The following is a 9,340-nucleotide window of genomic DNA, read 5'->3' on the forward strand; positions in this document are numbered from 1 at the left end:
CATTTTCATCTTCATTGATTCTTTTTAGTGCTAATTCAAATGCAATTTTTAATAAACTTTCATTGATTTCAACATCAATTTTCAACTCCTCATTTTCTTTTATTTTATTCAGATAATCTCTCTCCCTATTAGGTTTAAAATCATTAGCATGAATGATGAAATTATAACCTGCACTGCCAGTATCCATCAGAGGATAAAATAGAAACTGTTTTGGAATCTCATCAATAATTCGCTCTTCATTTGCTAATACTACTACAACCTTATTTTCTTTATCTTTTAATATTGGGACTTCTATTGGCTCATTATTTACCATTATAGAAACTTCTCTGTCAGAACTCTCATTCCTTTGATATTTCAATGTAGTATTATCATATGTAAGTTTTACTTGCGAAAGTTTATCATTAAAACAGAATATATAGGGTAATACTGTTTCAACATATTTAAGCATCGAGCCAATATGTTCTTTACCTTTATCAGATGCAACATACTCAAAAGAAGTATATTGTAAATGATCTTTTTGAGCTAATTTTAGATCATCACAAAGTGTTTCTATTTTATCATCTTGTGAAATAAGTTTATCTGTAAGTTCATCAATATGTACAGCATCCCGATCAATCTCGAAGTCTTTTAATAATCTATAGCTATTATCGTCTGTTAATAAAGAACCATTAACAAAAATCTTTTTCCCATAAATATGGGTACTCAAAAAACCTGTTCCGTACTGACCTAGTTTTTCGCTATTGTCTCCGTAAGATTTTCCTACACTATATTGATTTATTAATCCTCCAAATTCATCATCTGTAAATGGTCTCCCATTATGTTTAAATAATAGGCCCATATCTGTTTTTGCAATTTCAATGATCCCATTTTCTTTTACAGTGTCTAAAGCATTTTGGAATAGTTCCCAGATCGCTCTTTTCTCAGCATATTCGGGAACTATTTCCCTTATTCCTGTAAAAATCTTATTTGCTGAAGATTCAAAGAATCCTCTCTTTCGCTTGTCTCCGTATGATGCACACATTCAATTTTTGTTTTTATGTTATTAGTTTTGGTTTTTATTTAATTTTACATCTAGCTCACCCTCACTTTCCCAGTCACCACATTATCGATCAGCACTGTTTTGTACTCTTTCAGCCTTTCTATTTCCTGCTGCTTGAGCAAAATGGCTTTGGCGATTTTCTCTTCTATTTTTTCTAAGTGCGAGACGATTTGGATTTGCTCATTAAGATTGGCAATAGGAAATCGGAGTGATTTAATTAAGTCTTGGCTTATATTAGGTTGACCACCACCATAACCCATTGAAACAATTTCTTTTCTAAATGCAAGTAAAACAAAGAAGAAATACTTTGTTAGTACATTCCTTGGATTTGATAAAACACAACAAGCTTGATTTGTTGCTGAATCAATATTTAGAATGCCAAGTTTACCAATTGTTGCTCCATACATCGCAATGACTAAACTTTCTTTTGGATAAATTTTCAAACTAGTAAAATCTCTCAGAGCTTTTTCTTTAAGAGTTTTTGAAGTCGATATTATATATCCATCATTTAAATCACCAGTTTGCAAAAAATTTATAACACCATCATAATATCTTAAGTCGCCACTTGTAGGCGTTGTGCCACTTCCGATTTTTGAAAATAAATAAGTTATTTTCCTCACCTCCCAATGCTCCGGAATTTCCCCAATCCAATCCACACCGCTGTCTTTGAGTTTTACGGTATCATCCAACCCTTTGGTAACGGCTTTTTGGATGAGAATTTGGCGGCGTTCTTTCAAGAGTTCTATTTCTTTTTCCTTAATGGCAATGGTTTGGTCTATTTTGGCGGTTTTGTCATCGAGAAAGGTGGCGATGGTTTGTTGTTCAGAAGGTGATGGAATTGGAACCGAAATAGAATTCAGATTACCAATTGTCAATTGATTAATAGTTGATGTTAAAAAACTCCCAGATAGATTCTTAAAAATATTAGAGTTCAAAATTTTAAATAAATAATGATTTAAATCTGACCGAAAGACAGTAGTAAATGCACCAAAGGAATAACCTTCATCATTTTCTGTTGCAATAGCACATTTTCCGATTAAATCACGACTTCCATTTCTTGAACAAATTAAAATGTCATTTTTCTTTATCTTAAGTTTTTCTGGAATTGTGCTAGACACATAAGAATTTTCTTTCTCGCCATACACAAATCGTCCATTTAGCAGATTAGATGAACGTAAGACTAATGTTCCTTCTTTTTCAGAACATAAATCATTTGGTGAATAAGTCAGTCCAATTATTGCCTTACCTAAATATTTTAATTTAACTACTTTCCAATGCTCCGGAATCTCCCCAATCCAATCCACACCACTTTCTTTGTATTTTTCGTATCGTTGCATCGTCTAAAAATTTAAGATTTCAGCCAACAATCCGTCGCCTTCCTGTTCCAGCGCCAAAATATCTTTCGTCACTTCTTCCAGACTGCGCAATGGTGCAGGTTGGTAAAAATATTTATTGAAGCTCAGCTCATAGCCAATCTTTACAGAATCCAAAGCAATCCAGCTTTCTTCGGCATAGGGTTTTACTTCCCGCAGGAAATAGTCCTGTATATTCTCTTTCAGCGGAATGCTTTCGCTGTCGCGCAAATCATTTTCGGTTTCGTAAACGGTGTATAGTCCTTTTGCAGATCCTTCGGCAAGCTCAGGATGACAAGGGAAATAACCGTAATAAGGCAAATCTTTTTCTGCACAGCCTAAATAATTCAGCAAATCGGTAAGCTTCTGTCCAGTGAGCTTTTCTGTTTTTTTAACAACTTTATCAGCTTCTTCATCATACCAGCTTACCGCATCCAAAATCTGCTTTTTCTCTGAAGCAGACAGTTTGGTTTTATCGCCTTTCAGCACTTCATCTGCTTTTGCGCTAAATGTATTGAAGTTGGTGTATACCTCCGTTCCCAGCACTTCCATCAGACGGACTGCGGTCTGGTACAGCGCTTCCAGCTTTTCCCAGTTTTCTTTTTTCCAGGAATCCGGCAAGCTGTTTCGCATTGATGTTGAGCTCCTGTTTTTCGGCAAGATCCTCTATCTCTTTTTTATATTTTTCCAGTCCGGCAAACACCTCCATTCCGTATTTTTCAAACAGCGCTTTGCTGAAATCCGGCTGTGCTTTATCCCATTTCAACACTTCAATTTTTTCTGCTGTGAATTGAGATTTCAGGCGTTTCGGTCTTTCGATATTTACTTTATAATAGCCAAAATCTGCATTGTCAAATACTTTGCTTCCGATGTTTCCGGTTTTCTTCTTATCCAGCTCTTCTAATTTCAGATAGCAGTCCAGAATCTCCTGAATGTGTGTTTTGGTGAGCTCACAGTTTTTGTTTCCCAGATTTTTTCTGAGTTTCTGATACATTTCACTGGCATCAATCAGCTGAACTTTTCCTTTACGGTTAGTAGATTTGTTGTTGCTTAGAATCCAGATGTACGTAGTGATTCCTGTATTGTAAAAAATATTGTTCGGCAGCTGGATAATGACATCCAGCAGATCGTTTTCAATAATATACCGTCTGATATTGCTTTCGCCACCGCCTGCATCACCCGTAAACAGACTCGAACCGTTGTGTACCGAAGCAATACGGCTTCCGATGGTATTTTTAGAAGTGATAGCTTTCATTTTATCCACCATTTCCATCAGGAACAGCAACTGTCCGTCTGAAGAACGGGGAACAGCATCGGCATCTTCCTCTTCGCCCCAGTAATTCTTCAGTTTAATGACAAAACGGCTGTCAATCACGTCTTTTCCGTCTTTAATATATTTCTGTTCACTTGCCCAGCTTTTTCCATAGGGCGGGTTAGACAGCATAAAGTCGAATTTCGTTCCGGCAAATTCATCCGTAGACAAGGTAGACCCTACTTTAATGCGTTCAGGATCTTTCCCTTTAATCATCATATCGGATTTACAGATGGCGTAAGTCTCATCATTCACCTCCTTTCCGAAAAGATACACCGACGTATGGGTCGCTTTAATTTCGCCCTCTTCATCGGTAATAAAATGTTCAGACTCCGTAAGCATTCCGCCCGTTCCGCAGGCTGGGTCGTAAATGGTAATCACCGAAGGAATTTTATCTTTAATCGGTTCAAACACCAGATGGGTCATCAGATCAATAACCTCTCTCGGCGTGTAGTGTTCTCCGGCTTCCTCATTGTTTTCTTCGTTGAATTTCCGGATGAGCTCTTCAAATACATAACCCATTCCTAAATTTGTAAGGGCAGGTAACTTTCTTCCTGAAGAATCCAGTTTTTCAAAAGGCGTAAGATTGATATCCGGAGAAGTGAATTTTTCCAAAACATCCAGCAGCACATCTTTGTTGGCCATATGTCTGATCTGTGCCCGAAGATTAAACTTTTCTATGATCTCCTGCACATTGGAACTGAAGCCATTCAGATAATCTTCGAAATTCCCCAGCAGAATCTGCTGGCTGTTCGTTGCTGAAGCATACAGGCTTTGGAGAGTCCATTCACTGGTGTTATAAAAGACATATTTAGAAGCGGCAGTCATCCCTTTATCATCCCATTCCGTAAACTTCATGGTATTTTTCTGAAATTCTACCTCTTCCAGAACGTGTTGCTTGGTAGGTTCCAGCAAAGCATCCAGTCTTCGCAAAACAACCATTGGCAGGATGACATCCCTATATTTTCCTCTTACATAGACGTCTCTCAGGCAGTCATCGGCAATGCTCCAGATGAAGGAGACGAGTTTATTGTGTACAGCGTGGTTCATTATGTTTATTAAAAAAAGAATTTAATCTGATAAAATATTTTTATCATTCTTTTACTTGGTCCCAAAGATAGCCAAAAAAGACATTTAATCTTTCTTCAGGCTCGTGAGGTTTTTTACATCTCAAGTTATCTGTATCCAAAATTTTATCAAATATAATTAAAAACATAATATCACCGTTATGGGAAACCATAAAATCCGGTGGCTTCGGCTCCGCTCAGCCACCACTACAGAAAAATAGCACACCGCCCATCAACACCCAGAAACCCCATCAAAAACCCGGTGGCTGAGCGGAGCCGAAGCCACCACTACAGAAAAACAACATACCGCCCAACTACCCTCAAAAAATCCATAAAAAAACACGGTGGCTGAGCGGAGCCGAAGCCACACCCTCCGTACAAACACTTACCCCTCATTTTAGTGATTTTCACGGATTCACAAATCACAATTTGTCCCGAACTTTACTTCGTTCTCTGAAGATGCACATCATCATCAGTCATCGGACAAAAACCTCTCAGTAACAATCAACAAAAACAATCAACCAAAAACAAAAATACACCATGACAAATCCAACATTAGACGCTTACCAGCAGATATTCGGGATGGCCTGTCTTGTAGGCCGTTCTTCGGGATACAAAGGTACCGCGATTGAATTACAGCTGCAGCTGCAGTACGACCTTTCTTTTTACCTGAACAATGTTCCGCCTGTAACCGTTATGGGGCAGACCGGCCCTTCTGTCGCTGATCCTTCGGTTACGCCGGTACTAGGAAGCTGGAACCTGGTTTGGGGACCTGCTCTTCTGGAAGAAAACAATGACGGCGTTGCAGACAATGCCGTATTTGTAGCACAGTGTGACGCTGTGGCATTTCCGGGAGGACCTGTAATGCCAGCCTACGTTGTAGCCATTGCCGCCACCAACCCCGACTCCCTGTACGACTGGGAAGCGGAAGATTTTTCCGTTTCGCAGGTGGTCAACTGGAGTACCTACAATCCGTCTGATTTCAGTCCGTCCGGTTATAATAATACCGATCCGTATATTTCACTGGGCACCGCTACCGGAGTCAGCAATCTTCTCAAACTTACCACTGTATCCGGCGCTGCAGCTCCCGGAACGACGCTTGAGCAATTCCTGAGCAGTGTGCAGCCGGCTTCTGATACCGCTGTTATTTTCTGCGGCCACAGCCTTGCCGGAGCCCTCTCTCCTACTTTGGCACTGTATCTTACGGAACAGAAAACACTGAAGGCTTTTGATCTTACGTTGGTATATCCTACTGCGGGAGCCACGCCGGGAGAAACCCATTTTGCCAGCCTCTTTAACAGCACATTTCCTGCATTGCCATCCGGCTGGGAGCCTCAATCGCTGCCTTACCAAAGCTGGAACACCATGCACTGGAATGACCTTGATGTAGTGCCTCATGCATGGCAGAAACAGGATCTGCAGCAGATTGCCAATCTGTACGGCCACTCCCCGAATTTCGCGACTGCCGCTACACTGTCGGCACTCCAATCTCTTGCCCTGTTTGATTCTTCACGATCGGATGCCGTGTATACACGAATTCAAAACAGTTCACTGTCGGGAACGCTGCAGCATTCAGACGGAGGTTCTGCAATCAGTGTTCCTCCACAGTCATTGAAGGATTATGTAGAACAACTGTTCATTCAGCATGTGGAAATGTATTCCGGTATTCCGGCGGACTACCCGCAACCGGAAGTTACCGGACTCATTCTTCCCCAGCCTCTGCCTAAACCCGCTTATCCAAACCTGGTACCGGGTGTTTCTTCCGTCACCAAAGCCGAATTGATTGAAAGAATTATTTCCCAGATCATCGGATGGATTTCCTCGCATGCTTTATCAGCCCTGAAACCCGTTCTGGAAGCATAAATCAACGCTGATATATTGATTTCATAAAACAACCACCTGTTACAGATTTTGCGGTAACGGGTGGTTTCGCTTTTGAGAACACAGGCGGCTTCGGCTCCGCTCAGCCACCATTACAACAAAACAACCCACAGCCAAACAAAACCCAAAAATCACATCAAAAAACACGGTGGCTGAGCGGAGCCGATGCCACCACTACAGAAAAACAACCCAAAGCCAGACAAAACCCAGAAATCAAATCAAAAATCCCGGTGGCTGAGCGGAGCCGAAGCCACCGCATTCAAATAAAATACTATCTTTAGAAAAAAATACAAATGATAAAAGGATGGATGTATATTCTTCTCTGCTCAGACGGCAGTTATTATACCGGCAGCACCAACGATCTCGAACGCCGGCTTTCGCAGCATCAAAAAGGAGAAGGTGCCAATCATACTAAAAAACGGCTTCCTGTAAAGCTTATTTATTTTGAGGAATTTGAACGTATTGATCTTGCTTTCTACCGGGAAAAACAAATTCAGGGATGGAGCCGGAGAAAAAAAGAAGCTTTAACCAATGGCTGGAACGAAGAGCTTAAAAAAGCTGCCGAATGCATGAACGAAACCCACAGTAAGTTTTTTATAAAAGATGAATAGGTGGCTTCGGCTCCGCTCAGCCACCTTGCTATACGCTCAGCCACCACTACAGAAAAACAACCCACCGCCCAACAACACCCGAAAAATCAAATCAAAAATCCCGGTGGCTGAACGGAGCCGAAGCCACCACTACAGAAAACACCCCACCGCCCAACAACACCCAAAAAATCAAATCAAAAATCCCGGTGGCTGAGCGGAGCCGAAGCCACCACTACAGAAAACACCCACAGTCCAACAACACCCAAAAATCAAATCAAAAAACACGGTGGCTGAGCGGAGCCGAAGCCACCACTACAGAAAACACCCACAGTCCAACAACACCCAAAAATCAAATCAAAAAACACGGTGGCTGAGCGGAGCCGAAGCCACCACTACAGAAAACATCCCACAGTCCAACAACACCCGAAAATCAAATCAAAAAACACGGTGGCTGAGCGGAGCCGAAGCCACCACTACAGAAAACACCCCACAGTCCAACAACACCCAAAAAATCAAATCAAAAAACACGGTGGCTGAGCGGAGCCGAAGCCACCACTACAGAAAACACCCCACAACCCAACCACTCCCAAAAAATCAAATCAAAAATCACGGTGGCTGAGCGGAGCCGAAGCCACCATAAAAAATCCCCACCCTTCCGGATGGAGATTAAAAATTAAATTAAGGTATAAGCCCCAAGATACGCGCTGTTACACGCAAGCGTTTCTTTCACATTCCTGAAAAACACCCAGACCTGAATTTCCTTTCCTGTGTAGGAAGCAGGCATCGTGACATCGGCAGTCAGTGCTCCCCTTTCGGCAACAGATTCGAAAATTTCAAACGTTCCCAGTTCTTCGCTATAACATACCACATTGGCTTTGTCGGCGGTATCTGCGTTTCCCTGTGCGGAATTATCTTCCCAGCTCAGCGTAATGATATTTCCGGTTTGCGGAGAAGCCGTGACGTTCTGGAAACCTGCCAAATCCCCTTTCGTGATCAGAACCTTGTTGTATACCAGTTCGGGAACATCGCCATTCATCTGTAACGCTTCGCTGATGGTATAGGAAACCGCCATATTCACCCTCGATTTTGAACCGCTCCCCGATCCGAAATACTTCGTCTGGATGTTTTTGAGCGGCTGCAGAAAGCTGATCACCATGCTGAACCTGGTCTGCTGCAGAAGCTGTTTATCGGTGGGCTGTTTCGAGCTTGGTTTGGGAATGCTTCTGATAATGTCCTGTCCGCGCCAGTTTGCGCCTACAATCGTTCCCACTTTTCCTGAAAATCCTCCAAGGATTCCTTTTGTTATTCGTGCCATTTTGTGCATTTTTATTGGTTAACAGAACGAAGGTATTACAGAATTTTCCAATTTCAGGCACCTGTGAAAAAGATGACCGGTTTTGACTGCTTTTGACCGGTTTTGACCGGTTTGAAAACCCATTTCTTCGGATCATGTTCGGGTCTTCTTCGGATCGGCTTCGGAAAAATGGGATTTTTTCCGAAGAAACACCGAACAACAGCCGAAGGATTCCGGGAGAATTTTGAGTAATTTTTGATTGGGAAATAATGGGTTTTTAGCTTTTTGTCGGGAAGAATATATTTTCCTCATTCATGTAAAGAAGCAAGCACAGATTTGATTTCACTTCTTTAAATCACTAACTGAAACCACCTATTATGCCAGCATCTATAATGGAGAAAAGATAAATAATGATGTTATTTGTGTTCAATTTTTGATGAACTGCAAGAGAAAATTAATTCTTTTGGAATAAGTCTGTTTAAACTTTTATTTAACCGCAGAAGAAGCAAAAGATTGTAGCACTTGAGTAGTTTAAGTTTAATACTTAAATCTAAAAAAAGAACACATAAGTTTAAAAAAAATCAAAGATTTTTTCTCTTTGCAAACTTTTGAAATACTTTGAATAAATCCAATAAAGTCTTTAGTGTCCCTTTTGCGGTTAATTCTGAAATTAGTATTTGCCTTCATTTTCCTATCCCCCGGAATTCTTTTTTAGCTGCAGACTGCTTTTATTTTTAATGAAAAGAATATAAAAATAAAGTTTCTATATTGTTTTCCGGTTTTCCGTATTTTCGTTAAAAAATGT

7 protein-coding genes are annotated in these 9,340 nt (G+C 40.8%); 2 read left to right on the forward strand and 5 right to left on the reverse strand.

What is annotated here, in order from left to right:
• The 4 genes from WFK35_RS16905 to WFK35_RS16920 form a co-directional block, all read right to left on the reverse strand.
• Positions 1-1,021, reverse strand: a 1,021-nt coding sequence (locus WFK35_RS16905; RefSeq protein WP_336733573.1) for a sacsin N-terminal ATP-binding-like domain-containing protein, incomplete at its 3' end; no start/stop codon positions are given.
• Between the two features lie 50 nt (positions 1,022-1,071).
• A complete protein-coding gene (locus tag WFK35_RS16910) occupies positions 1,072-2,376 on the reverse strand; it encodes a restriction endonuclease subunit S (protein ID WP_336733574.1) in 1,305 nt (434 codons plus the stop codon).
• A 3-nt stretch (positions 2,377-2,379) separates the two neighbouring features.
• Complete coding sequence (locus tag WFK35_RS16915) at positions 2,380-3,012, reverse strand: hypothetical protein (RefSeq protein ID WP_336733575.1); 633 nt, start codon at positions 3,010-3,012, stop codon at positions 2,380-2,382.
• The gene (locus WFK35_RS16920) at positions 2,897-4,753 is read right to left on the reverse strand and encodes a type I restriction-modification system subunit M (protein ID WP_336733576.1); all 1,857 of its coding nucleotides are present in this window, start codon (positions 4,751-4,753) and stop codon (positions 2,897-2,899) included. Before WFK35_RS16920 ends, WFK35_RS16915 begins: the two co-directional genes overlap by 116 nt.
• 881 nt (positions 4,754-5,634) lie before the next feature.
• On the opposite strand from WFK35_RS16920, the gene WFK35_RS16925 reads away from it, so the two are divergent.
• Positions 5,635-6,633, forward strand: coding sequence for a lipase family protein (locus WFK35_RS16925; protein ID WP_336733579.1), 999 nt, complete (start codon positions 5,635-5,637; stop codon positions 6,631-6,633).
• Positions 6,634-6,944: 311 nt separating this feature from the next.
• Positions 6,945-7,262 carry a GIY-YIG nuclease family protein gene (locus tag WFK35_RS16930; RefSeq protein ID WP_336733577.1) on the forward strand — a complete coding sequence of 106 codons (318 nt, stop codon included), beginning with the start codon at positions 6,945-6,947 and terminating at the stop codon, positions 7,260-7,262.
• Between the two features lie 652 nt (positions 7,263-7,914).
• Here WFK35_RS16930 and WFK35_RS16935 read toward each other — a convergent pair.
• On the reverse strand, positions 7,915-8,556 hold the full coding sequence (locus WFK35_RS16935) for a DUF6266 family protein (RefSeq protein WP_336733578.1): 642 nt from the start codon (positions 8,554-8,556) through the stop codon (positions 7,915-7,917).
• Positions 8,557-9,340 lie beyond the last annotated feature (784 nt).

Origin of the sequence: Chryseobacterium sp. VD8 (genome assembly GCF_037149975.1) — a bacterium.
Taxonomy (GTDB): Bacteria; Bacteroidota; Bacteroidia; order Flavobacteriales; family Weeksellaceae; genus Chryseobacterium; species Chryseobacterium indicum.

Bases quoted from the DNA above. Each gene is read 5' to 3' on its own strand.
- WFK35_RS16910 (WP_336733574.1), bottom strand. From the start codon at position 2,376: ATGCAACGATACGAAAAATACAAAGAAAGTGGTGTGGATTGGATTGGG.
- WFK35_RS16920 (WP_336733576.1), bottom strand. From the start codon at position 4,753: ATGAACCACGCTGTACACAATAAACTCGTCTCCTTCATCTGGAGCATT.
- WFK35_RS16925 (WP_336733579.1), top strand. From the start codon at position 5,635: ATGCCAGCCTACGTTGTAGCCATTGCCGCCACCAACCCCGACTCCCTG.
- WFK35_RS16930 (WP_336733577.1), top strand. From the start codon at position 6,945: ATGATAAAAGGATGGATGTATATTCTTCTCTGCTCAGACGGCAGTTAT.
- WFK35_RS16935 (WP_336733578.1), bottom strand. From the start codon at position 8,556: ATGGCACGAATAACAAAAGGAATCCTTGGAGGATTTTCAGGAAAAGTG.